We start from the raw sequence: 24,139 nt of genomic DNA on the forward strand, positions 1-24,139 counted from the left end.
TCACCCCGGTCCGGGAACCCTGCCGGGCACCCGGACGGGAACCGTCTCCGCCGCCTCCGGGGAGCGTCCGGAATCCACTCCTGGGGGGAGAGGACCCGGACACACGTCCGCCGCCCCCGGTCAGGAACCGGGGGCGGCGGTCGCGCGTGTCGCGGGGTGCGGTGCGGCCCGCACGCCCGGTTCAGTCGTCCGTGGACGTCGCCGAGGAGGTGGCGGAGCTCGTCGCCTTCTTCGCCGCGGCCGTGGTCTTCTTCGCGGCGGCGGTCGTCTTCTTCGCGGCGGTCGTCTTGGCCGCCGTGGTCTTCTTCGCCGCGGTCGTCGTCTTCTTCGCCGGGGCCTTCTTCGCGGTGGTGGCCTTCTTGGCGGGTGCCTTCTTCGCCGTCTTCTTCTTGGCGGGGCCCTTGGCGCGCTTCTCGGCGAGCAGCTCGTACCCGCGCTCCGGCGTGATCGTCTCGACGCTGTCGTCGGTGCGCAGCGTCGCGTTGGTCTCGCCGTCGGTGACGTACGCGCCGAAGCGCCCGTCCTTGACGACCACCGGCGCACCGCTGACCGGGTCGGTGCCCAGTTCCTTCAGCGGCGGCTTGGCGGCGGCCCGGCCGCGCTGCTTGGGCTGCGCGTAGATGGCGAGGGCCTCGTCGAGGGTGATGTCGAAGAGCTGGTCCTCGGAGGTGAGCGACCGCGAGTCCGTCCCCTTCTTCAGGTACGGGCCGTAGCGGCCGTTCTGCGCGGTGATCTCGACGCCCTCCGCGTCCTCGCCGACGACGCGCGGCAGCGACATCAGCTTGAGCGCGTCGGCCAGCGTCACCGTGTCGAGCGCCATCGACTTGAAGAGGGAGGCGGTCCGCGGCTTCACCGCGTTCTTGCCGGTCTTCGGCGTGCCCTCGGGCAGCACCTCGGTGACGTACGGGCCGTACCGGCCGTCCTTGGCGATGATCTGGTTGCCGGAGACGGGATCGGCGCCCAGCTCGAAGTCGCCGCTCGGCTTGGCGAGCAGCTCCTCCGCGTACTCGACGGAGAGCTCGTCCGGCGCCAGGTCGTCGGGGACGTCCGCGCGCTGGTGGCCCTCGGAGTCCTTCTCGCCGCGCTCGATGTACGGGCCGTACCGGCCGACGCGCAGCTTGATGTCGTTGCCGACGGGGAACGAGGAGATCTCCCGGGCGTCGATGGCGCCGAGGTCGGTGACGAGTTCCTTGAGGCCGCCGAGGTGGTCGCCGTCGCCGTTGCCCGCGTCGGAAGCCTTGCCGGCACCGGCGTTGTCCTCGCCCGCGCCGAAGTAGAAACGCTTCAGCCACGGCACGGACTGGGCCTCGCCCCGCGCGATGCGGTCGAGGTCGTCCTCCATGCGGGCGGTGAAGTCGTAGTCGACGAGCCGGCCGAAGTGCTTCTCCAGCAGGTTGACGACGGCGAAGGAGAGGAACGACGGGACGAGCGCCGTGCCCTTCTTGAAGACGTAGCCGCGGTCGAGGATGGTCCCGATGATCGAGGCGTACGTCGACGGGCGGCCGATCTCGCGCTCTTCGAGCTCCTTGACCAGCGAGGCCTCGGTGTAGCGGGCCGGCGGCTTGGTGGAGTGGCCGTCGGCGGTGATCTCCTCGGCGGAGAGCGCGTCGCCCTCGGCGACCTGCGGCAGCCGGCGCTCGCGGTCGTCCAGCTCGGCGTTCGGGTCGTCGGCGCCCTCGACGTACGCCTTCATGAAGCCGTGGAAGGTGATCGTCTTGCCGGAGGCGGAGAACTCGGCGTCCCGGCCGTCGCTCGCCCGGCCGCCGATCTTGACGGTGACGGAATTGCCGACCGCGTCCTTCATCTGGGAGGCGACGGTCCGCTTCCAGATCAGCTCGTACAGACGGAACTGGTCGCCGGTCAGGCCGGTCTCGGCCGGGGTGCGGAAGCGGTCGCCGGAGGGGCGGATCGCCTCGTGCGCCTCCTGGGCGTTCTTGACCTTGCCGGCGTAGGTGCGCGGCTTCTCCGGCAGGTAGTTCGCGCCGTAGAGCTGGGTGACCTGCGCCCGGGCGGCGGAGATCGCCGTGTCCGAGAGGGTCGTGGAGTCCGTACGCATGTAGGTGATGAAGCCGTTCTCGTACAGCTTCTGCGCGACCTGCATGGTGGCCTTGGCCCCGAAGCCCAGCTTGCGGCTCGCCTCCTGCTGGAGGGTGGTCGTACGGAACGGTGCGTACGGCGAGCGGCGGTACGGCTTCGACTCGACCGAGCGGACCGCGAAGGCGGAGTCGGCGAGGGCGGCGGCCAGGGCGCGGGCGTTCGTCTCGTCCAGGTGCATGACCTGACCGGACGCGGCCTTCAGCTGCCCGTCCGCACCGAAGTCACGGCCCTGGGCGACGCGGCGCCCGTCGACCGCGCTGAGGCGGGCGGTCAGGGTGGACGGGTCCGAGGCGTCACCGGTGCGGCCGGTGGCGAAGGTGCCCGTCAGGTCCCAGTACGAGGCGGAGCGGAAGGCGATGCGCTCGCGCTCCCGCTCGACGACGAGCCGGGTGGCGACGGACTGGACACGGCCCGCCGACAGGCGGGGCATGACCTTCTTCCACAGGACCGGCGAGACCTCGTAGCCGTAGAGGCGGTCGAGGATGCGGCGGGTCTCCTGGGCGTCGACCATGCGCTGGTTGAGCTCGCGCGGGTTGGCGACGGCGGCGCGGATCGCGTCCTTGGTGATCTCGTGGAAGACCATCCGGTGGACCGGGACCTTGGGCTTCAGGACTTCCTGCAGGTGCCACGCGATGGCTTCGCCCTCGCGGTCCTCATCGGTGGCGAGGAAGAGTTCGTCGGACTCGGCCAGCAGCTGCTTGAGCTTCCTGACCTGGGCCTTCTTGTCCGCGTTGACGACGTATACGGGCTGGAAGTCGTGTTCGACGTCGACCCCGAGCCGCCGGACCTCGCCGGTGTACTCGTCGGGAACCTCGGCCGCGCCGTTCGGGAGGTCGCGGATGTGCCCGACGCTCGCCTCGACGACGTATCCGGGGCCGAGATAGCCCTTGATCGTCTTCGCCTTGGCAGGCGACTCGACGATGACGAGTCGGCGGCCGCCCTGTGCGGTCTCGCTGGTCGGGGACAACTTCGCTCTTCTCTCCGGTCGGCACTCGATGCGCATCCACGCGGTGGCGATGAGCCACTGGCGGTGCTGTCGCTGCGGAGTGTGACGGTACAACCCGCCCCCGTGTCAAACGGCAAAAGCCCGCAACGGCCACTCGAACGGTAACCCGACTTCCGGCATTCCTGCCGCCCGGACTGTCCGTTCCGCGCTGCGTACGGCAGCTGCCTGCGGGTTTCAGGACACCGGGGAAGGGGCGCGAAGGAGTGCGGAGAGGGTGCGGAGGGAGAGCGAAGAGAACGTGAACAGGCGCTCCGGGGGCGGAACGCGAGGGGCGGGGCAGACTGGATCCTGAAAGTCCTGGCGCACCGGATCCGATCAAGCGCGGGCGAGGACCCATACGCCGAGGACGAGGAAAAGTACGCCGAAGACGGTGGTGAGCACGGCGGCGGAGACGGGGCTCACTCCATGGGCCACCGGCGCGCGACGGGCGGTGCGCGCCCCCGTCCAGACGAGGAGCGCGGCGCCGAACAGCACGAAGACCGATCCCGCGAAGACCGCCGGCCCGCTCTCCATCTCTCCGCACCCCTGTCCTGGCCCGCCGACGGACCCGGCCGCCCCGGTCGGCCGGACCCGAAGCGGGACCGGCTCGCCCTCAGGGCGCGCAGGGGGGAGGCTGCCACCCCCGGACGTCGGCCACGCGAACCCCGGGTGAACAGCGGACCCCGGACGTACGGGAAGGGGCCCGCCCCGCACCGGGGCGTACCCGCTCGACGCGGATACGCCCTGCTCAGACCCTGTGCGCGGGGCGCTGGGTGGTGGGGCGCGCACGACGGCTCAGGCCGTGCGCCCGACCCCGCCCGCTCCGGGCTCCACCGGCTCCAGGAAGCCCTCCTCGACCAGGAGCCGGATCGCCCGCGGGGTACGGTCCCGCAGCAGCACGGGGTCCTCACCCATCAACTGGGCGATGGCGTCCAGAATGCGGCCGGCGGGCAGCGAACCGTCGCAGACGCCCGCGAACCCGGCGCCCACCGAGTCGACCTTGGTGGCCCGGCGCATCCCCCGGTGCTGACGGAGCACCACGTGCTCGGGGTCCTCGGCGCCCGGCAGACCGACCTGCTCCTGCACGACCTCCTCGGCGAGGGTGAAGTGGCCCGCGAGCAGGGAGGCATCGTCCTGGGCGCGCAGATAGTCCTGGCGGGCGAAGTGGGCGAGGACGGCCGGGCCGAGCGGCTGCTCGATGGTGTGCGGCCACTCCTCCACGACGACCGACGGATCGCCGGCAGCGGCCGCGGCGGACTTGCGCACCGTGATCCAGCCAAATCCGACGGCCGTGGTCCCGCGCGCCTCGAATTCGTCGAGCCACGCCTCGTACCGGGCGGTGTACGCGTCCGGATCGGCCCGGTGGTCACCGCTGTCGCGCAGCCAGAGCTCGGCGTACTGCGTGACGTCCTGCACCTCGCGCTGCACGATCCAGGCGTCGCAGCCCTCAGGCACCCAGGAACGGAGCCGGTCCTGCCACTCCTCGCCCTCCACGTGCTGCCAGTTGGCGAGGAACTGGGCGTACCCGCCGTCGTTCAGCCGGTCGCCCGACTGCTGGACCAGGGTGCGGCAGAGGTCGTCGCCGCCCATGCCCCCGTCGCGGTAGGTGAGGCGGGCGCCGGGAGAGATGACGAACGGCGGGTTCGAGACAATCAGGTCGTACGTCTCGTCGGCCACCGGCTCGAAGAGGGAGCCCTCCCGCAGATCGGCGGGCGCGGCGCCGGAGAGGGCGAGGGTGAGCCGCGTGAAGTCCAGGGCGCGCGGATTGAGGTCGGTCGCGGTGACCCGCGTGGCGTGCTGCGCCGCGTGCAGCGCCTGGATACCGGAGCCCGTGCCCAGGTCGAGGGCGGAGGCCACCGGGGTACGGACCGTGATTCCGGCGAGCGTGGTGGACGCGCCCCCGACACCGAGGACGACCCCCTCCTCGTGCGATCCGATGCCGCCCGCGCCTCCGACAGCGCAGCCGAGGTCGGAGACGATGAACCAGTCCTGGCCCTCGGGGCCGCCGTACGGACGGACGTCGACGGTCGCCCGCACCTCGCCGTCCTCCTCCCGCACCCAGCCGTCCTCCAGGCAGACGGCGAGCGGAAGGGCGGCCTTCGCCCGCTCCACCGGAACGGCGCGCTGGAGAAGGAACAGCCGCACCAGCGTGTCGAGCGCGGTGCCGCCCCGGGTGGCGCGCAGCGCGGGCACCGTCTCGGCGCGTGCCAGCGCCGCGTAGGCCGGTGCGCCGAGCAGGTCCAGCAGCCCGTCCGCGGTGAAGGCGGCCGCGAGCAGCGCCTCGCGGAGTGCGGGAACGTGCTCGGACCGCGGAAGGCGGGGCCCCGTGGGGCTCGTCGGTGCTGAGGGGCTCTTCGTACTCACGCACCCATTGTCGCCGCTCCCACCGACAACGGCAGCGGCCCGGCCCCCCGAGGAGGGGTGACCGGGCCGCCGCGTCCGCCGCGCGGGCTCTACGGGCTACGAGGCCTTGGCGCCCGAACCGGGGGAGGCCGAAGCGGAAGGGCTCTTGCAGCTGTCCTGCTTGGCCATCGCGCTCCCGACCTCGCCGGACTGCAGCTTGTTCAGCGCGTTGGCGCCGCTGCTGCTGATGTTCTTCAGCTCGTCGGCGATGTCCTTGAGGCCGTCGGCGAACTTCGCCTGGTCCTCGGTGTCGAGCGCGTCCACCTTGGTCTTGAGGTTCGCGTACGCCTCGGAGGAGGAGTTGAGCCCCTTCACCGCCTCCTGCTGCGTGGCCTTACCGTCGTCGACGGGCGGGGCACCGGCCGAGTCGACGGCCGAGCCGAGCGCCTTGTACGCCTCCGAGATCTGCTGGAAAGCGGCCGAGTCGGTCCGCTGCACGTCGGCCGGCTGGCTGTTGTCCGCGGTCTGCTCCTGGATGGCCGCATTGGCGTCCGCGATCTTCCGCAACTGCGGCTGGATCTGGTCGCACACCTTCTTGGCCCAGTCGTTGACCTCGTCGTTGCTGTCGTCGCTGCAACCCGTCAGCGTCAGTACGAGTACCGCACCGCCGGACAGTGCGGCCGCAAGCTTCTTGTTCACCGGATCGGTCCCTTCCAAGGCTCTCGGCCCCGGAACTTACACGCCAAGTGGGCGACAACCGGGCCCCGGTCTCCGGGTATGTACCCTTTTGAAGCCATTTGCATCAAGAGCGACAAGGGAGATTCAACTCACCTCGCACGCCCGCGCCAACCAGCGGAACCTGCCCTCGGGTCGCACTCCAACCACACCCGAAAGGATGAATACCTCGGCCTCGAAGCCCCACGCCTCATCCCTGCCGACGGATTCGGCCACCAGCACCCGTTTGTCACAACTGATGTGAATAGGTGTCACTTTCCGGCCAGGGGATTCGGCGGCTCACCGAGGAGGCCGCGACGATTCGCCGGTCACTCTCCCGCGGGCGTGCCCAGCGCGCGGCATGACAAGAGGGAAGGAAGCAGCGGGCCGTCTGCGGGCAGCCCGGAAGGACGCCACGCCAGGTCACTGGTCGGGCGAGGTTCACTGACTCAGGAACGCACAGGCGCAACGGTTCACGGCCTCAGCAGCCCGAAAGGCCCCCGCAGCGGGCACCCGAAAACCCGGCACCCCGAAGAAGCCCCGGCCAGGAAACGCTCAGGGAAAGACCACCGCGTGCGCGGTCGGCCAGGTCATACGGATCACGCCGCCGTTCGCCCCCGACCGGACCTCCACGTCGTCCACCAGGCCCTTGATGACGGCGAGGCCCATTTCGTCCTCACCCTCACCGTCCGGTTCCGGCTCGGGGTCGTCGAGTCCCACCGGCGCGGCGGGCGAGGCCCGGCGGGCACTGGGAACGGCGCTTCCGGCATCACTGCCGGGCCCCGGCACGTCGTCGCCGACCTCGATGGAGAACGACTTCTCCCCGTCCGTCAGCACCACGGCCACCGGAGTGTCGATGCCATGGGCGTGATGCAGCCCCACAGCCCGGCTGCACGCCTCGCCCACCGCGAGTCTGACCTCGTCGAGCACCGCTTCGTCGACGCCGGCCCGGCGTGCCACAGCGGCTGCCACCAGGCGGGCCGTCCGGACATGTTCAGGCTGTGCGCTGAAGCGGAGTTCAACGGTGGCCATGAGATCCCCCTCGAACGTAGGGCGTGCGTCTCAGAGGCCCGGGCGTGGCGCCCGTACCTCTGTGTCTTCTCCGGGAGCCCACGGAGCGGACGGCCGACCCAGGGTCGACCGCCTGCTCAGCGCGGCCCGGCACGGCTGACGCCGTCCGAGCCGTCCACGGTCCGCCGGCCGGGGCCGGCGGGCCGCTCCGACGTCAGTCGGTGGCGGCGACAGCCTCATCGACCGTGGTGTGAATCGGAAACACCTTGGTCAGGCCCGTGATCCGGAAGATCTTGAGAATGCGCTCCTGGTTGCAGACCAGGCGCAGCGAGCCCTCATGGGCCCGGACACGCTTCAAGCCGCCCACCAGCACGCCGAGGCCGGTGGAGTCGAGGAAGTCGACGCCCTCCATGTCGACAACCAGGTGGTAACTGCCGTCATTCACCAACTCGACCAACTGCTCGCGCAGCTTGGGCGCGGTATACACATCAATCTCGCCACCGACCTCGACGACCGTACGGTCGCCACCAGGGCCGGACACATTGCGAGTCGACAGGGACAGGTCCACGGATCCTCCAGCACCTTGCTATCGAGCGGTCGCCCCTCGGTCTCCCCGACGGAGCCAGGGGACGGATCGCCAGCCGCGATGGCATTCAATCACTTACCAGCAGCCATGCACGACGCCTTGGGACCATTGTCCGTCACGCCAGTGACACACTCGGTGCCGATGGCCAAGAATCACCGCCCCAGCGGACCCGCCGAGAGCGGAGACTCCCGCCCCTCCCCCGACATGATCCTCGACCGACTCGCCGCAGGGGCGGGCCGGGCCGCGCGCATCACTCATACGGAGCACTTGCCCCCGCGACCGGGAACCCATGCCATCTGGCCGGATCGCATCCGCCCGGAAGTCATCGCGGCGATCGGGCGTGCCGGGATCGACCATCCGTGGGTCCATCAGGCGGCTGCGGCCGAATGCGCGCTCGACGGCGAATCCGTGGTGATCGCCACCGGCACGGCGTCCGGAAAGTCGCTTGCTTATCTCGCCCCGGTACTCAGTACGCTGCTCGACGGCTCCGAGGCCCCGAACGGACGTGCGGCCACCGCGCTCTACCTCTCCCCCACCAAGGCGCTCGCGGCCGACCAGCGCCGGTCGGTGAAGGCTCTCGCCGCGCCGCTCGGCAACGCGGTCAGGCCCGCCGTCTACGACGGAGACACGCCCGTGGAGGAACGTGAGTGGGTACGCCAGTACGCCAACTACGTCCTCACCAATCCGGACATGCTGCACCGGGGAATCCTGCCGTCCCATCCCCGCTGGGCCTCCTTCCTGCGGGCTCTGCGCTTCGTCGTCATCGACGAATGCCACACGTACCGGGGTGTCTTCGGCTCGCACGTCGCCCAAGTCCTCCGCCGGCTGCGGCGGCTGTGCGCCCGGTACGGCTCCGATCCGGTCTTCCTGCTCGCCTCCGCGACCGCGGCCGAGCCGTCGGTCGCGGCCGGCCGTCTCACCGGGCTGCCGGTCAAGGAGATCGCCGACGACGCCTCGCCCCGGGGCGAACTGGTCTTCGCGCTCTGGGAGCCACCACTCACCGAGATGCAGGGCGAGAAGGGCGCGCCCGTACGGCGTACCGCGACCGCCGAGACCGCCGACCTGCTCACCGACCTGACGCTCCAGGGCGTCCGCTCGGTCGCCTTCGTGCGCTCCCGGCGCGGCGCGGAACTCATCTCGGTGATCGCCAAGGAGCGGCTGGCCGAGGTCGACCGCTCGCTGCCGCGACGGGTCGCCGCCTACCGGGGCGGCTATCTGCCGGAGGAGCGCCGCGCCCTGGAGCGTGCCCTGCACTCCGGTGAACTCCTGGGTCTGGCCGCCACCACCGCCCTCGAACTGGGGATCGACGTCTCCGGTCTGGACGCCGTCGTCATCGCCGGTTACCCGGGCACCCGGGCCTCCCTCTGGCAGCAGGCGGGACGCGCCGGCCGTTCGGGGCAGGGCGCCCTGGCCGTACTGGTGGCACGGGACGATCCGCTGGACACCTTCCTCGTGCACCACCCGGAGGCCCTGTTCCAGCAGCCCGTGGAGTCGACCGTCCTGGACCCGGACAACCCCTACGTCCTCGCCCCCCACCTGTGCGCCGCCGCCGCCGAACTGCCGCTCACCGCCGCGGACATCGCTCTCTTCGGGCCTGCCGTGCCCGAGCTGCTGCCGCAGCTGGAGGCCGCGAAACTGCTGCGCAGGCGGGCGGCCGGCTGGCACTGGACCCGCCGCGAACGGGCCGCCGACCTCACCGACATCCGGGGCGGGGGAGGCCGGCCGGTACAGATCGTCGAGGAGGGCACCGGCAGACTGCTGGGCACCGTCGACGAGGCCGCCTCCCACACCGCGGTGCACGAGGGCGCCGTCCACCTCCACCAGGGGCGTACCTACCTGGTCCGGAAGCTGGACCTGGAGGACTCCGTCGCGCTCGTGGAGGAGGCGAGTCCGCCGTACTCGACGAACGCCCGCGACACCACCGCCATCACGGTCCTGGAGACCGACACCACGATCCCCTGGGGCGACGGGCGGCTCTGCTACGGCTCCGTCGAAGTCACCAACCAGGTCGTCTCCTTCCTGCGCCGAAAGCTGATCACGGGAGAGGTGCTGGGCGAGACCAAGCTCGAACTACCGCCCCGCACCCTGCGCACCCGGGCCGTCTGGTGGACGGTCACCGAGGACCAGCTCGACGCCGCCCGGATCAATCCGGAGATCCTCGGCGGCGCGCTGCACGCCGCCGAACACGCCTCGATCGGGATGCTCCCCCTGTTCGCCACGTGCGACCGCTGGGACATCGGAGGGGTCTCCGTACCGCTGCACCCGGACACCCTGCTGCCGACCGTCTTCGTGTACGACGGCCACCCCGGTGGCGCCGGGTTCGCCGAGCGCGCCTTCCACACCGCCCGCGCCTGGCTCACCGCGACGCGCGAGGCCATCGCGTCCTGCGAGTGCGAGGCGGGCTGCCCTTCCTGCATCCAGTCCCCCAAGTGCGGGAACGGCAACGAGCCCCTCCACAAGCGGGGTGCGGTACGGCTGCTGACCGAACTCCTCAGGGCCGCCCCCGCGGACCCGCCGGCCCCGCAAGCACCGGCCCCGGCCCCGGAAGCGCCGGAGGGCCCGCGCGGGACCTGACCGCCGGCGCGTACGGCCCGAACGCCGCCCGTGCCGTTACGTCGGCGATCTCACCCCGCACCGAGCACCGCACCAGCAGGGCGCCTTGCGCGCCCGCCACGCGCCGGGCCGCCGCGCAGGCATCCCCGGGGCCCTCGAGCGCGCGGTCGGCCGCGGCAAGGGCTGCCAGGTCCGCCGCGCCACCGGCACGGTGCCGGGCCGCGACCGCCTGCCCGAACGCGAGGATCACCACGCACACCGCGCAGAGCGTGGCCACCGTCAGGGCCACCCACACGGTCGCCACCCCCTGATCGCGGCGGCGGCCGACGAACGGGTTCATCGCCCGCCTCCGGCGCTGTCCCCGGCTCCCGGGGCATCACCGGGAGCCGCATCCGCACCGGGACCGGGATCCCCACCGGGACCGGCGCCCACCGTGTCCTCGGCCAGGGCTGCCGCCTCGGCGCTCAGAGTGAGGGCCAGGGCGTGCGGCCCGGGTGTGGGAGCCTCCACGCGTACGCGCCAGAGCGCGCCCTCCCTCCGTACGGTGACCAGGGCCCGGGCGGGGGCCGCGGTGCGCGCTGCGGCCCGTACCGCGGCCTCCGGTTCCGACCGTGCGGCGGCCCGGGCGCCGGCCCGCGCCGCGTCCACGCACCGGATCTGATCGGCCGCCGCCACCAGCGCCCAGACCAGCACCACGGCGAGGGCCACCAGGACCGGCAGCACCATCGCCGCCTCGGCGGTGACCGAGCCCGTGTCCCCGCCAGGGTGCCGGGTCCGGGCCCACCGCCGTGCCGGTTCGCATTCCGTTTCGCGTTCCGTTTCGTCGCCCCGCTCAGAACGAGCCATCGAGCGCACCCTCGATCAACGACTGCAACGCGTTCTGGACCGCCCCGCTGTTGACCACCTTGTAGAGCACGGCGGCGAACGCGCAGGCCGCGATCGTCCCCATGGCGTACTCGGAGGTGGTCATCCCCCGGTCGGCTCCGCCGAACCTCCGGGCCCACCGGCCACGCCGGTCCTGCCACACGGCCCGGAACCGGCATCGAGCCGGCCGCACCGCCTCGCGCTCGGTGTGCCGACCACGTCGGCCCCCTCCGCCGCGCGTGCCGTCCGCGACGTTCCCACTCGTTTCGGCACCCATGTCGGCGCTCATGTCAGTCAGCCCTCGTTTCGCCCTTCGGCGGGCATGGTCGGATGACCGGCGCACCTGCGGCGCGCCGTTGGTCCTGGAAAGGTGGAAATGGATCCGGGAAATGGATCCGCGGGCCGGTTCAGCCGGCGTGCAGAAGTCCTCCCGCGAGCCCGACGATCACCGGCGCGACCCCGACCGCCAGGAAGGCCGGGAGAAAGCAGAGCCCCACCGGCGCGGTGATGAGCACGCCCGCGCGCTGGGCCTTCGCCGCGGCGGCGTCGGCACGCGCGGCGCGTATGGCGTCGGCCAGCCGGGCGACCGGCTCGGCTGCCGGGGCCCCGGTCTCACCGGCCCGGTCCAGGCACCGGGCCAGCGGACCCGCTCCCGGGATGTCCCCGAGGCGGCCCCAGGCCAGGGAAGGATCGCCGCCGAGGCGGATCTCGACGGCCGCCCGGACCAGCCGCTCGCCGAGAGGTCCCCGCAGCGACTCCCCGACGGCCTCCGCGGCCTGCCGGGGGCCGGCACCGGCGGAGATGCAGGCGGCCAGGAGATCCGCCGCCAGCGGGAGTTGCCGGGAAGCCGAGAGCTCGTCCTCCGTCGTCGTCCAGGAACCCCCCGGACGACGAGCCCGCCGGCTTCGCCGGACGTGCCACACCGCAGCGGCCGCCCCCGCGCCGACCATGGCTCCGGCGGCACCTCCGACGAGAATCCATGCCATCAGACCCGCGCCGACCGGTTCTCCCCACCGCGTCACCCCGTCACGGAGCCCCGGAACACCACGGCCCTTCGCGGCCATCCGGCCCCCCGCGACCTCAGGGACTCCCGCGACCTCACGGGCTCCCGGGGCCGAGCGGGACGGCACTCGCCGGACCCGCTTCCCGCCCACCGCAGCCGCCGTACCGGTGTCGTGGTCCGCCCCTGCGAGGAGGGTCGCGCCCCTCCTCAGCCGGGCCCTTTCCCGACGGGTGCCGGTGACCGACAGCACCGAACACAGGGCCGCCGCGCACACCGAGAGCCAGATCCCCAGGCTGTGGACAACTTCTCCGTTCACCCCGTGTCCCCCGCCCGCACGATCCGCCCGGCCCAGAGGAGCCCGACCGCCTCCAGCAGCAGACCGGTCCCCAGGCAGACCAGCCCCGCCGGGGTGTGCAGCAGGACACGGAGCGGCTCGGCCCCGAGGGCGGCGCCCATGCCCAGCCCGGCCAGCGGCAGCAGCGCCAGCACCACCACCGTCGACCAGGCTCCGGCGAGCCGCGCCCGCAGCTCCTCCCGGCGCCGGCGCTCGGCTCGTAACGCTCCTTCCAGACGGTCCAGCCCCGTCGCGAGTCCCGCACCGCCGTCCACCGACACGCGCCAGCACGCCGCGACCCCGGCCAGCGACCCCAGCCCCGGCATCAGGGACGCGCGGTGCAGTGCGGCGGGAACGTCGCCGCCGAACCGGGCCGCGGCAAGCACCGGTGACTCGGCCGCACCCAGCGCCCGGGCCTCCCGCACGGCACGGATCAAGGCCTGCCCCGGTTCGCGTCCCGCCCGCAACTCACCGACGACCGCACCGCAGAGCGCCACCACCGCCTCGTCGGACCGCTCGCACGCGGCCCGCTCGTCCCGCCCGCGCAGCCAACGCCGTACCAGTGGCACCGCCACGGCCCCCGCGGCCAGCGGCAACCACGACTCCCCGAGCACCGCGAGCACCGCGGCAGCCGGGACGCACAACCATGCGCGGTGCCTTCCCAGCAGCTCACCCGCCCGTGCGCGCAGCTTCTCCGCGCTCCGTGCCACCCTCGCCGGTACCCCGCTCTCCGCACCACCGATGTCCGCGCCTCCGCAGTCGCCCGGGCCCGAGGCACCACGCACCACTGCCGCGCACCTCGCCCGCACCGAGCCGCCGGAGCCGCGGCGCAGGACCAGCAGGGCCGCCAGCACGGCACAGGCCGTCGCTCCCCACGTCGGGCACGCGGGGACCACACCGCCCATCAGGCACCCCCGACCAGTGCGGCCAGCCTCTGCCAGCCGGGGGCCCGCACGAAGCCGTCCGGCCCACCGGTCAGCGCGGGCACGGTGAACACCAGCCCACCGGAGTCGCGTTCCAGCACATGGACCTCGGCGAGACGCCGTCGTCCCGTGCGGTCGCGCACCAGGTGGAGCACCACTGACAGCGCCGCCGCCAACTGGCTGTGCAGCGAGGGCCGGTCGAGCCCAGCGGCCGTCCCGAGCGCCTCCAGCCGAGCGGGCACGTGCGATGCGGCATTGGCATGCACCGTGCCGCACCCGCCTTCGTGTCCGGTGTTCAACGCGGCCAGCAGGTCCGTCACTTCGGCGCCTCGCACCTCGCCGACGACCAGCCGGTCCGGACGCATGCGCAGCGCCTGGCGGACCAGGTCCCGGAGCGTCACCCGGCCCGCGCCCTCCTGGTTGGCCGGGCGGGACTCCAGACGCACCACGTGCGGGTGGTCCGGGCGCAGTTCGGACGAGTCCTCGGCCAGCACGATCCGCTCGTGCGGGCCGACCTCGCCCAGCAGGCTCGACAGCAGGGTGGTCTTCCCCGCGCCCGTGCCCCCGCTGATGAGGTACGAGACCCGGGCGCGCACCAGGCTCCGCAGCATCCGGTCACCGCCGGGCGGCACCGTGCCCGCCCTGACCAGTTCCTCCAGGGTGAAGGCCCGGGGGCGGACGACACGCAGCGAGAGACAGGTCGACCCGACGGACACCGGAGGCAGCACCGCGTGCATCCGTGTCCCGTCCGGCAGCCGCGCGTCCACCCAGGGCCGTGCGTCGTCCAGGCGCCGGCCGGCCACCGCTGCGAGCCGCTGCGCGAGCCTGCGCACGGCCGCGGCGTCGGGGAAGGTGACTCCGGTCAGTTCCAGACCGCCGCCCCGGTCCACCCACACCCGGTCCGGCGCCGAGACCAGGACATCGGTCACGGCCGCATCGGCCAACAGGGGTTCCAGCACGCCCGTGCCGACCAGTTCGCCGCGCAACTCGGCTGCAGCTCCCAGGATTTCCTCGTCCCCGAGCAGCCGGCCGTGAGCCCGCACGGCGGCAGCCACACCGGCCGGTGTGGGCACCTCCCCGCTGAGCGCCAGCCGCTGCCGCACGGCATCCAGCAGGCCCTCTGTCATGACGCCCCTCCCACAGGAACGGGAAGACCGCCTACGTACGCCTTCTCCCAGAACGCGGCGCAGAACCGGGCGAGCGGACCGCGCGGCCCGGAACCCGGCGGAAGGATGCCGTCCTGATGTGCCGGAGCACCTGGTTCCACCGGGAGTTCACCCAGCAGCGGCAGGTCGAGCGCGCGGGCCACCCAGGAGCCGTCCAGCCCGGGGGCGAACGGCGCCCGCGCCACCACACGCAGATCGTCGAGGGACGTGCCGACCGCCGACGCCACGCATTTCGCGGCTGCCACGGCGCGTAGTTCACCGGGCACGACCAGGAGCCCGAGGTCCGACTGGGCGAGCGCTTCCGCGACGCCTTCGTCCACCTGCCGGGGCAGGTCCACGACGACCACCCCGCCCAGCCGGCGGGCCGCCGCCAGCACCGACCGCACCGCCTGGGGCGGTACGATGACGCCGCATTCGCGCCCCCGGCTGAGCACCCTCAGGCCGTGCAGGGCGGGCAGCGAGCCCTCCAGGACTCCACCGCCGAGCCGCCCCCTGGTGTGGACGAAGTCGGGCCATCTCCGGCCCTCCGTACGCTCTCCGCCGAGCAGGACGTCGATGCCGCCGCCCAGCGGATCGCCGTCGATCAGTGTGGCCCGCAGTCCCGCCCGGGCGGCGGTCACCGCGAGCGCGCAGGCGAGAGTCGAGGCGCCGGCGCCGCCCCTGCCGCCCACCACCGCCACGGTGAGCGCGGGGCGCCCCGCGCCTTCCGCCGCGTTGGCGAGCTGCTCGATGAGCCAGCCCTCGGCATCGGGCAGCCTCAGCACGTGCTCGGCACCGATCTCGACCGCCTGTCGCCAGACATCGGGAGAGTCCTGGTCCCGTCCGACGAGCATCACCCCGCGGCGCCGCGCGAGCCCGCGGCACCGCTTGACCGCGTCGTCGCCCACCAGGACCAGCGGCGCCCGCCGCCATACCTCCCGGTCCTCCGGTACGCCGTGATGAACCTCCGGTTCCGCTCCGGCCGCCGCACAGAGACGCAGCAGATCGTCGAGCAGATCAATGTCCTCCGTCACGATGAGCGGTGCACCGCACCGCTCATCGGCGATCGGGAATCCTTCTCGCGCAAGGGACCGGGCCACGATCTCCACCCCTTCTCACAGCTCCTTGAGCACCGTTCACGCTGATCCCGGAAGTTCCGGGACAGGCGATTCCGGAACCCGCGGACTTCGCGGGCGGAATCACCATGCGATCTCACGGAAAAAGATGTGGATCTTGGTGGAGAACTGTGGACAACTCTCACGTTGTGAATAACTCGGTCACTCGGAACGGGGACATTCGGAGCGCACTCTATTCGCTACACACAGTTACGTGTCAGGCTGGGCGCAGCGGCCCTCGCAGCCGGAGCGATTGGCCTGCGGCAGAGGGGAAAAAGCGCGTGACTCCGGGGAAACCACACCCGGACGTGCGACGACCCCCGCCGGGGGGGAGAGCGGGGGTCGTCCCCACGGCCGACTCGGGGGGGGGGAGGAGTCGGACCGGGTTAGCACGGTCGCGAACGATCCGTGACTTCCATGGTGTACCCGAGCACCTTGTCAGGCAAACCCGCGCACCGGAGTTTGAGCCGAATGGAGGCCCCCTATGCTCAGCCTTGTGGAAAACCGCTTCTCGCCGCGCACCGCCGCCTTCTTCGACCTGGACAAGACGGTCATTGCGAAGTCTTCGACGCTGGCCTTCAGCAAGTCCTTCTACCAGGGCGGCCTGATCAACCGCCGCGCAGTGCTGCGCACGGCGTACGCACAGTTCGTCTTCCTCGCCGGGGGTGCGGATCACGATCAGATGGAGGGGATGCGTGAATATCTCTCCGCGCTCTGCAAGGGGTGGAACGTGGCGCAGGTCAAGGAGATCGTCGCCGAGACCCTGCACGACCTGATCGACCCGATCATCTACGACGAGGCCGCCACCCTCATCGAGGAGCACCACGCCGCCGGCCGCGACGTGGTGATCGTGTCCACCTCGGGCGCCGAGGTGGTGGAGCCCATCGGTGAACTGCTCGGCGCCGACCGGGTCGTGGCGACCCGGATGGTCGTCGGTGACGACGGCTGCTTCACGGGCGAGGTCGAGTACTACGCCTACGGCCCGACCAAGGCCGAGGCTGTCAAGGAACTGGCCGCGTCGGAGGGGTACGACCTCTCCCGCTGCTACGCCTACAGCGACTCCGCCACCGATGTCCCGATGCTGGAGTCGGTCGGCCACCCGCACGCGGTGAACCCGGACCGGGCGCTGCGCCGCGAAGCCGGTGCCAGGCAGTGGCCGATCCTTGTCTTCAACCGCCCGGTGCGACTCAAGCAGCGGCTGCCCAGTTTCTCGCTGCCGCCGCGTCCGGCACTCGTCGCCGCAGCAGCCGTGGGAGCGGCGGCGGCCACCGCGGGTCTCGTCTGGTACGCCACGCGCCGACGCGCGGCTGCCACCACCTCCGTCTGACCACCGCCCGAGGCACGGACGCCCGTGCACCCGTGCCCCCCCCGTGCGCACAACCGCGCGCTCGGGCAACCGGGCACGCGGCGCGAGGAGCCGACAGCGTCCCGCAAAGGGTGGTTGAACACGAAAGTAAAGAAGTGGAGCCTGGGGTACCGCTTACCCCGCTCCAGGAGTACAAAGGAGTCAACGGCCCGCGAGACCGGGGACATCCGAGAGGATGACCTTTCACGCAGCAAGGCCCCACGGACCGAGCACCGAAGCCGAGCACCCACGCGACGTCGACCCGTCGATTACGGGCCAGCCGCACCAGGTGACGGGCAAAGAACCCGACCTGATGGGCATATCTCGAGGACGCTTGGTAACCCGGCGGAAGTGCCAGCGGCGGTACCGGTTCCGGTACCGCCGCAACTCTTGATGCCGGTACCGCCGCGATCGATGACGCCCCGCCCGAAGCCGCGCGTACCCCTGCGCCGTCAGGCGGCGCCGCGCTGCAGCGCCTCACAGACCGCGGTCGATTCCCTGACTCCCAGTTCCACCGCGCGCCCGCAGTGCGCGATCCAGGCCGCCATCCCTTCCGGCGTCCCCGACATGTAACCCTCGAACGCCGCCACGTACGCGGCACGCCCCTGCTCGGCGTGACCGACCTCGGCCGGGCAGATCGACTTCGGGTCCAGGCCACTGCCGATCAGCACGATGCGTTCGGCAGTCCGGGCCACCAGCCCGTTGCACGAGCCGAAGGGACGCAGGGCGAGCAGCTCGCCGTGCACGATGGCGGACGTGACCAGCGCGGGAGCGGTGCTCCCGTCGATGATGAGCCGCGACAGCCCGTCGAGTCGCCCCGCCACCTCGTCGGCACCCGGCAGGGGAGCCTCCACGAGGGGCTCGTCGACCGTCTCACCGGCCAGCCGGGGACGCCCCACGGCGTCGTCCGGGGTGGCACCTCCGGCCGCGACCAGATGCAGCCTGGCCAGCACCCGCAGGGGTGACTGCCGCCAGATGGAGAGGAGTTGACCGGCCTCGGCAGTGAGACGCAGCGCGGCGCCCACCGTCCGCGCCTCGCCGTCGCCGCTGAAGTCGGTGCGCCGGCGTACCTCTTCCAGGTTCCAGTCGGCACCGGACAGCGCCGCCGAACCGCGCCCCCCGCGCAGCGCGGCCTCCGACGTCACCTCGTTGCTGCGGCGCCGCATCACACGGTGGCCGTAGACCCGGTCCACGGCCTTGCGGACCGAGTCCACCGAGTCGGGAACACCCGGCAGAGCGGCGAGGGCGGCGAGCGGGTCCGAGGCAGTCGTACTCATAAGTAACGAGGCTACGCGCCTCATACACCCTCGCGCCCCCCACGTGTCGTTCTTCACGAAGCGCGACGACTTTCCGCGACGGTGGGACTACCCTAGGTGAACATGAAGATCGCTTTCGTAGGGAAGGGCGGCAGCGGCAAGACCACGCTGTCCTCTCTCTTCATCCGACACCTCGCAGCCAACGAAGCCCATGTCATCGCCGTGGACGCCGACATCAACCAGCACCTCGGGGCCGCACTCGGCCTCGACGAGCAGGAGGCAGCCGCGCTTCCGTCCATGGGCGCCGAACTCCCGCTCATCAAGGACTACCTGCGCGGCACCAACCCCCGGATCGCCTCCGCCGAGACAATGATCAAGACGACGCCCCCCGGCGAGGGTTCGCGCCTGCTGCGCGTCCGCGAGGAGAACCCCGTCTACGACGCCTGCGCGCGCACCGTCCGGCTGGACGACGGCGACATCCGGCTGATGGCCACGGGCGCGTTCAACGAGTCCGACCTCGGCGTCGCCTGCTACCACTCCAAGGTGGGTGCGGTGGAGCTCTGCCTCAACCACATGGTCGACGGCCCCGACGAGTACGTCGTGGTCGACATGACCGCCGGATCCGACTCGTTCGCTTCGGGGATGTTCACCCGGTTCGACATGACGTTCCTGATCGCCGAGCCGACCCGGAAGGGCGTCTCGGTGTACCGCCAGTACAAGGAGTACGCGCGGGACTTCGGCGTGACGCTCCGGGTGGTCGGCAACAAGGTGCAGGGCCCGGACGACCTGGACTTCCTGCGCTCGGAGGTCGGCGAGGACCTGCTCGTCGGGGTCGGCCACTCCGACTGGGTGCGGGCCATGGAGAAGGGCCGGCCGAACCGCTTCGAGCTGCTGGAGGCCGACAACAGGATGGCGCTCCAGGCACTCCAGGACGCGGCCGAGGACTCGTACGCGCTGCGCGACCGCGAGCGGTACACACGCCAGATGGTGCACTTCCACCTGAAGAACGCGGAGAGTTGGGGCAACGAGAAGACCGGCGCCGATCTGGCCGCCCAGGTCGACCCCGCATTCACGCTCGACGACCGCCTGGTGACGGGCGCGTCCGCCCCCGCGTGACCGAGCGGCGACCGCGGTCCTGCCGGTAGGGGCCGCGACGGAAGGGCGGGACCCACGCGGAACACCCGCGGCGGTCCCGCCCTCGCGCGGACCGAAGCCGAACCTGGAGACCCGGAACCGAACTCGACACCTGGAGCCCGGAGCCGAACCTCGCCCCCCGGAGCCGAACCGCGATCCCCAAAGCCCGAAGCCCGAAGCCCGGAGAAACGTTACTTCTCCTCCGCGTCCTTCCCCGCAGCCTTCGCCGCGCCCGCACCCTTGTGCGCGTCCTTCGCCGCCGGGCCCATCGGCTTGCCACCGGCGGCCACGGTCGGAGCCGCGAGGTAGGACGACCAGCCGCCCTTCGGGGCCTCCCCGACGCCGAGCGTTCCGAGCTTGGCCACCACCGCGGGGTCCTGGGCGTCCAGCCAGTCCGCGAGCTGGCGGAAGGAGACGCAGCGCACGTCCGACTTGGTGCAGACGGAGGCGATCGTCTCCTCCACGGCGCGCATGTAGGTGCCGCCGTTCCAGGACTCGAAGTGGTTGCCGATGATCAGCGGCGCGCGGTTTCCGTCGTACGACCGGTCGAAGGCCTCCAGGAGACCGTCACGCATCTGGTCGCCCCAGTACTCGTGCTCCGCCGGGTCGCCCTGGGTGACGCCGGACTGGTTGAACATGAAGTTGTAGTCCATCGAGAGCGTCTCGAAGTCGCGTCCCGGGACGGGCACGAGCTGGAGCGAGAGGTCCCAGACGCCGTCCTTCTTCGCGGGCCAGACCTGGTTGTTGATACCGCTGGAGTCGTAGCGGAAGCCCAGGTCCCGGGCGGCGGCGACCATGTTCTCCCGGCCTTCGAGGCACGGGGTACGGCCGCCTACGAGTTCCTTTTCGTAGTCGAAGGGGAGCGGTGCCTCGGACTTGAGCTCCGGGTCGTTCGTCTTCCAGTTCTTCACGAAGGACTTGGCCTGGCGGATCTCGCTCTTCCACTCGTCCACCGACCAGGTGCCGCCACCACCGTCCGGGCCGCAGAAGTGGCCGTTGAAGTGGGTGCCGATCTCGTTGCCCTCCTTCCAGGCGGCACGCACCTCCCTGAGGGTGTCGTGGATGCCCTTCGTGTCGTTGAAGCCGATGTCGGAGCGGCCGGGCGAGTGCTGGGGCGGGTCGTAGAGGTCCTTCTTCGCCTCGGGCAGCAGATAGACGCCACTGAGGAAGTACGTCATCTTCACGCCGTACTTCTTGGCGACTCCGCGGAAGTGGGAGAAGAGCTTCTGGCTGTCCTCGCCGGCCCCGTCCCAGGAGAAGACCACGAACTGCGGGGGCTTCTGCCCCGGCGCGAGGCGCTTGGGGACGGGGAGGTTGGGCTGAGCGCCCGTGAAGGCCGTGGACCCGTCACCGATCAGCTGGACGGCGTTGCCGGGGGCGGGAGCGTTCTGCCCGTCGGGCTTCTTCTTGGCACCGTGCGCCTTCTCGGCGGCGGCTCCCGACGCCCCGTTCGTTCCGGCGCCGGAACAACCGGCGAGCGCGACGAACACGGCTGCGGTGGTGATGCCCAGGGCAACTCTCTTCGTGGTGGCGATCATCCGCCCACCTCTTCCTTGCGGCTCGTTTGCGTGGAATGTGCCGACCGGCGCGGTCACGTTCACACGCGGTTCGGATGCCTCCGAGCGACAGGCCGTACGAAAAGATGCTTATTCACTGCATTGGGTGATTCCATGGGCTATTTGCCTGATATGTGAACCACATTTCTTTACTCTGCATTACGATCCATTTACCTAGCGTTGAGAAATCCCGCCGCTGCACGCCGTGACCCACGGCCGCGTCCCCACGTTCCGCGACCGCGCTGCCCCGGAGGAGACGGGAATGCCTGCCTGCGTACCCACCCGAAAGAACCGAGACCACCACCGCCCCCACCTCCCCCGCGCCGCCGGGGAGAAGCGGCCCCACAGCCCGCCGCCGCGCGGAGGCCTCCGCTTCCGCGTCACCGCGGGCGACCTCTCCGCCTCGATCACGGTCTTCCTCATCGCCGTCCCCATGTCGCTCGGCCTCGCCGTCGCCATGGACGCACCGCTGGAGGCGGGCCTGATCTCCGCCGCGATCGGCGGCATCGTCGCCGGACTGATCGGCGGCACCCCGCTCCAGGTCAGCGGGCCGTCCGCCGGACTGACCGTCGTGACAGCCGAGTTGATCCAGGTCTACGGCTGGCGCACGACCTGTGCCATCACCATTGGAGCCGGGCTGCTCCAGATCCTGCTGGGGTCACTGAAAGCGGCGCGGGCCGCCCTCGCCGTGAGCCCCGCGATCGTCCACGGTACCCTCGCCGGGATCGGGGTGGCCATCGCGCTCGCCCAGTTGCACATCGTCCTCGGCGGCTCACCGCAGAGCTCCGCGATGGACAACGCCCTGGCGCTGCCGGAGCAGTTGGCGCGGATCAGCCCGGCCGCCCCGCTGGTCGGAGCCCTGACCATCGCGCTGCTGGTGCTGTGGCCGCGCATTCCCGGTGGCGCGGGCCGCGTGCTCCGCAGGATTCCGGCCGCGCTCGCCTCGGTCGCCGTGGCCACGGCGGTGGCTGCCGTCGCCGCACCCCGCATCAGCCGGGTGGACCTGCCCTCCTGGAGCTCGCACGCCCTGCCCGAAATGCCGCACGGGCCCGTACTCGCCCTCGCCACCGCCATGTTCACCGTGATGCTGGTCGGCAGCCTGGAGTCGCTCCTGGCGGCCGTGGCGGTGGACAAGCTCACTTCCGACCGCGCGGCCCAACATGCCGTTCAGCAGCCCGACATGCCGCTCTCACGCGTTCCCCGCTCCGATCTGGACCGCGAGTTGCGGGGCCAGGGCATCACCAACACGCTGGCCGGGCTGCTCGGCGGGCTGCCGATCTCCGGTGGCGCGGTGCGCAGTTCCGCGAACGTCCGCGCCGGAGCCACCGGCCGCGCCGCGACCGTGCTGCACGGCGTGTGGGTGCTGCTCGCGGCGGCGTTCCTGGTCGCCGTGCTCGAATGGATCCCACTCGCCGCGCTGGCCGCCCTCGTCATGGTCGTCGGCATCCAGATGGTGAACTACGCCCACATCAGGAACGTCCACCGCCACCGCGAATTCCTGGTCTACGGCGCCACGATCACCGGCGTCGTGGTGTTCGGCGTGCTGGCCGGCGTCGCGATCGGCATCACGGCAGCCGTGGGCATGGCGCTGCACCGGCTCGCCCGCACCCGCGTCACCGTGAGCGAGAGCGACGGGCGCTACCTGGTCATCGTGCGCGGCCAGTTGACCTTCCTCGCGGTGCCCCGGCTCAGCCGCATCCTCAACCAACTCCCCCAAGGCGTCTACGCGATCGTGGAACTGGACGGATTCTTCATGGACCACGCGGCCTACGAGGCCATTCAGGACTGGCGCACCACCCAGGAGGCCCACGGCGGCAGCATCGTCTTCACCGGCAGGTCCGGAGGGAGGATCGCGGAACCCGCGTCGGCGGCGCACTCCTGCTGCCGCCCGTGGACGCCCTGGCGCAACCACCACTGCCACGACCGCCCCCACCAGCCCACCACCGCGGCGGATCACCCCCGCACCAGGACGGGGCGTGCCGACGGGCTTCCGGCGAAACAGGCGCCGGAGGCGGACGGACACCCAGTCGCGCGCGCCGACGCTCCCCGGCGCGGCGGGCACCGGCTGCTGAGCGGCATCAGTTCCTTCCAGCTCAACACCGCTCCGCTGGTCCGCGAGGAGCTCGCCCGTCTCGCGGCGGAGGGCCAGCGGCCGTCCCAGCTCTTCCTCACCTGTGCGGACTCCCGCCTCGTCACGAGCATGATCACGTCGAGTGGGCCGGGTGACCTGTTCACCGTGCGCAACGTGGGCAATCTCGTGCCCCCGCCGGGGGCCGGGGCCGACGTGGGCGGGGACGACTCGGTGGCCGCGGCGATCGAGTACGCGGTGGACGTGCTGCGGGTCGAGTCCATCACCGTCTGCGGGCACTCCGGCTGCGGTGCCATGCAGGCACTGCTCAACGCGGAGCCGGGCACGCCCCGGAACACGCCGCTGTGGCGGTGGCTGCGGCACGGACTGCCGAGCCTGGACCGCATGTCCTCCCGCGACCGGTCCTGGGCGCGCATCTCCGGCCGGATGCCCGCCGACGAGGTGGAGCAGCTCTGCCTGACCAACGTCGTCCAGCAGCTCGACCACCTGCGCGCCCACGAGTCGGTGGCGCGCAGGCTGGCGGACGGCACCCTTCAGCTGCACGGCATGTACTTCCACGTAGGGGAGGCGCAGGCCTATCTGCTGACGGAGGGGGACAGTTCCGGTTCGGGCCCGGACGAGGTCTTCGAGCGGGTGGCGCCGGGCATCGGCCCCGATCAGGAGGAGGCATGCATGGAGGACGGTCCCGGTCACGAGGAGGCCGGCCACAGCCTCGTCTGAACCGGTGACACCCCGGGGCCGTGAGACCTTGTGGTTCCGCCGCTCTCCCGCGGGCGCGGCACGGTCGGTACGGACACACCGTAGCGACCGCCGCGCCGGCGGGGTGGGTAGGCGGAGTTCCTCCATACACGAGGGATAGGTCTAAACCAATTCCCGGCAGACACTTGTCACTCGGCCTTTCGCCTGATGAGCTATGCCCCGGGACACAACGGTCACCCTGGGAATGGGAGATGTCGTGAGCAACGAAAGCCTGGCCAACCTGCTGCGGGAAGAGCGCCGGTTCGAGCCGCCGGCCGAGCTGGCCGCGAACGCCAATGTCACGGCGGAGGCGTACGAACAGGCAGCCGCGGACCGGCTGGGCTTCTG

At 71.6% G+C, this 24,139-nt stretch carries 19 protein-coding genes; 4 read left to right on the forward strand and 15 right to left on the reverse strand.

Translation table 11 applies throughout. The features are described 5' to 3' along the window. Positions 1–181: 181 nt before the first annotated feature. The 6 genes from topA to ACWCSV_RS14670 form a co-directional block, all read right to left on the reverse strand. The gene (gene topA / locus ACWCSV_RS14645) at positions 182–3,064 is read right to left on the reverse strand and encodes a type I DNA topoisomerase (protein ID WP_451142049.1); all 2,883 of its coding nucleotides are present in this window, start codon (positions 3,062–3,064) and stop codon (positions 182–184) included. Between the two features lie 354 nt (positions 3,065–3,418). Beyond that, positions 3,419–3,616: a hypothetical protein gene (locus ACWCSV_RS14650; RefSeq protein WP_451142051.1), complete on the reverse strand. Its 198-nt coding sequence runs from the start codon at positions 3,614–3,616 to the stop codon at positions 3,419–3,421. A 261-nt stretch (positions 3,617–3,877) separates the two neighbouring features. After that, positions 3,878–5,359, reverse strand: coding sequence for a DUF7059 domain-containing protein (locus tag ACWCSV_RS14655; RefSeq protein ID WP_451142095.1), 1,482 nt, complete (start codon positions 5,357–5,359; stop codon positions 3,878–3,880). 183 nt (positions 5,360–5,542) lie between these two features. Then, positions 5,543–6,124 carry a small secreted protein gene (locus ACWCSV_RS14660; RefSeq protein ID WP_451142053.1) on the reverse strand — a complete coding sequence of 194 codons (582 nt, stop codon included), beginning with the start codon at positions 6,122–6,124 and terminating at the stop codon, positions 5,543–5,545. A 570-nt stretch (positions 6,125–6,694) separates the two neighbouring features. Continuing rightward, positions 6,695–7,171, reverse strand: coding sequence for an ATP-binding protein (locus tag ACWCSV_RS14665; protein ID WP_451142055.1), 477 nt, complete (start codon positions 7,169–7,171; stop codon positions 6,695–6,697). Positions 7,172–7,364: 193 nt separating this feature from the next. Continuing rightward, on the reverse strand, positions 7,365–7,718 hold the full coding sequence (locus tag ACWCSV_RS14670; protein WP_003967428.1) for an STAS domain-containing protein: 354 nt from the start codon (positions 7,716–7,718) through the stop codon (positions 7,365–7,367). Between the two features lie 78 nt (positions 7,719–7,796). Between ACWCSV_RS14670 and ACWCSV_RS14675 the strand changes: the two genes are divergently transcribed. Beyond that, positions 7,797–10,310, forward strand: coding sequence for a DEAD/DEAH box helicase (locus ACWCSV_RS14675; RefSeq protein WP_451142057.1), 2,514 nt, complete (start codon positions 7,797–7,799; stop codon positions 10,308–10,310). Here the strand turns inward: ACWCSV_RS14675 and ACWCSV_RS14680 are convergent. The 7 genes from ACWCSV_RS14680 to ssd form a co-directional block, all read right to left on the reverse strand. Continuing rightward, positions 10,228–10,629: an Rv3654c family TadE-like protein gene (locus ACWCSV_RS14680; RefSeq protein WP_451142059.1), complete on the reverse strand. Its 402-nt coding sequence runs from the start codon at positions 10,627–10,629 to the stop codon at positions 10,228–10,230. The genes ACWCSV_RS14675 and ACWCSV_RS14680 overlap by 83 nt on opposite strands. Beyond that, positions 10,626–11,135: a TadE family type IV pilus minor pilin gene (locus tag ACWCSV_RS14685; protein ID WP_451142061.1), complete on the reverse strand. Its 510-nt coding sequence runs from the start codon at positions 11,133–11,135 to the stop codon at positions 10,626–10,628. Before ACWCSV_RS14685 ends, ACWCSV_RS14680 begins: the two co-directional genes overlap by 4 nt. After that, the gene (locus ACWCSV_RS14690) at positions 11,122–11,316 is read right to left on the reverse strand and encodes a DUF4244 domain-containing protein (RefSeq protein ID WP_451142063.1); all 195 of its coding nucleotides are present in this window, start codon (positions 11,314–11,316) and stop codon (positions 11,122–11,124) included. The genes ACWCSV_RS14685 and ACWCSV_RS14690 overlap by 14 nt, the downstream gene beginning before the upstream one ends. 244 nt (positions 11,317–11,560) lie before the next feature. Further along, the gene (locus tag ACWCSV_RS14695; RefSeq protein ID WP_451142065.1) at positions 11,561–12,472 is read right to left on the reverse strand and encodes a type II secretion system F family protein; all 912 of its coding nucleotides are present in this window, start codon (positions 12,470–12,472) and stop codon (positions 11,561–11,563) included. Continuing rightward, entirely contained in the window at positions 12,469–13,344 is an 876-nt protein-coding gene (locus ACWCSV_RS14700) for a type II secretion system F family protein (RefSeq protein WP_451142067.1), read from the reverse strand. The genes ACWCSV_RS14695 and ACWCSV_RS14700 overlap by 4 nt, the downstream gene beginning before the upstream one ends. A gap of 50 nt (positions 13,345–13,394) precedes the next feature. Continuing rightward, a complete protein-coding gene (locus ACWCSV_RS14705) occupies positions 13,395–14,540 on the reverse strand; it encodes a TadA family conjugal transfer-associated ATPase (protein WP_451142069.1) in 1,146 nt (381 codons plus the stop codon). Beyond that, positions 14,537–15,658 (reverse strand): septum site-determining protein Ssd, encoded by a 1,122-nt coding sequence (ssd, locus tag ACWCSV_RS14710; protein WP_451142071.1) that lies wholly within the window; start codon positions 15,656–15,658, stop codon positions 14,537–14,539. Before ssd ends, ACWCSV_RS14705 begins: the two co-directional genes overlap by 4 nt. Positions 15,659–16,157: 499 nt before the next feature. Between ssd and ACWCSV_RS14715 the strand changes: the two genes are divergently transcribed. Then, entirely contained in the window at positions 16,158–17,000 is an 843-nt protein-coding gene (locus tag ACWCSV_RS14715) for an HAD family hydrolase (protein WP_451142073.1), read from the forward strand. A 470-nt stretch (positions 17,001–17,470) separates the two neighbouring features. Here the strand turns inward: ACWCSV_RS14715 and ACWCSV_RS14720 are convergent, their stop codons facing one another. Next, positions 17,471–18,295 (reverse strand): oxidoreductase, encoded by an 825-nt coding sequence (locus ACWCSV_RS14720; RefSeq protein WP_451142075.1) that lies wholly within the window; start codon positions 18,293–18,295, stop codon positions 17,471–17,473. A gap of 102 nt (positions 18,296–18,397) precedes the next feature. Here ACWCSV_RS14720 and ACWCSV_RS14725 point away from each other — a divergent pair, with 102 nt between their 5' ends. Further along, positions 18,398–19,390 carry an ATP-binding protein gene (locus ACWCSV_RS14725; RefSeq protein ID WP_451142077.1) on the forward strand — a complete coding sequence of 331 codons (993 nt, stop codon included), beginning with the start codon at positions 18,398–18,400 and terminating at the stop codon, positions 19,388–19,390. 209 nt (positions 19,391–19,599) lie between these two features. Here the strand turns inward: ACWCSV_RS14725 and ACWCSV_RS14730 are convergent, their stop codons facing one another. Then, the gene (locus ACWCSV_RS14730; RefSeq protein ID WP_451142079.1) at positions 19,600–20,946 is read right to left on the reverse strand and encodes a hypothetical protein; all 1,347 of its coding nucleotides are present in this window, start codon (positions 20,944–20,946) and stop codon (positions 19,600–19,602) included. Between the two features lie 280 nt (positions 20,947–21,226). On the opposite strand from ACWCSV_RS14730, the gene ACWCSV_RS14735 reads away from it, so the two are divergent. Further along, positions 21,227–23,773, forward strand: coding sequence for a SulP family inorganic anion transporter (locus ACWCSV_RS14735; protein ID WP_451142081.1), 2,547 nt, complete (start codon positions 21,227–21,229; stop codon positions 23,771–23,773). The last annotated feature ends 366 nt before the right edge of the window (positions 23,774–24,139 follow it).

This window comes from Streptomyces sp. NPDC001770 (assembly GCF_053596135.1).

Excerpts from the sequence above, each read along its gene's own strand:
- ACWCSV_RS14650 (WP_451142051.1), bottom strand. The coding sequence starts at position 3,616 with ATGGAGAGCGGGCCGGCGGTCTTCGCGGGATCGGTCTTCGTGCTGTTC.
- ACWCSV_RS14665 (WP_451142055.1), bottom strand. The coding sequence starts at position 7,171 with ATGGCCACCGTTGAACTCCGCTTCAGCGCACAGCCTGAACATGTCCGG.
- ACWCSV_RS14675 (WP_451142057.1), top strand. The coding sequence starts at position 7,797 with ATGGCATTCAATCACTTACCAGCAGCCATGCACGACGCCTTGGGACCA.
- ACWCSV_RS14680 (WP_451142059.1), bottom strand. The coding sequence starts at position 10,629 with ATGAACCCGTTCGTCGGCCGCCGCCGCGATCAGGGGGTGGCGACCGTG.
- ACWCSV_RS14685 (WP_451142061.1), bottom strand. The coding sequence starts at position 11,135 with ATGGCTCGTTCTGAGCGGGGCGACGAAACGGAACGCGAAACGGAATGC.
- ACWCSV_RS14705 (WP_451142069.1), bottom strand. The coding sequence starts at position 14,540 with ATGACAGAGGGCCTGCTGGATGCCGTGCGGCAGCGGCTGGCGCTCAGC.
- ACWCSV_RS14715 (WP_451142073.1), top strand. The coding sequence starts at position 16,158 with ATGCTCAGCCTTGTGGAAAACCGCTTCTCGCCGCGCACCGCCGCCTTC.
- ACWCSV_RS14720 (WP_451142075.1), bottom strand. The coding sequence starts at position 18,295 with ATGAGTACGACTGCCTCGGACCCGCTCGCCGCCCTCGCCGCTCTGCCG.
- ACWCSV_RS14725 (WP_451142077.1), top strand. The coding sequence starts at position 18,398 with ATGAAGATCGCTTTCGTAGGGAAGGGCGGCAGCGGCAAGACCACGCTG.
- ACWCSV_RS14730 (WP_451142079.1), bottom strand. The coding sequence starts at position 20,946 with ATGATCGCCACCACGAAGAGAGTTGCCCTGGGCATCACCACCGCAGCC.
- ACWCSV_RS14735 (WP_451142081.1), top strand. The coding sequence starts at position 21,227 with ATGCCTGCCTGCGTACCCACCCGAAAGAACCGAGACCACCACCGCCCC.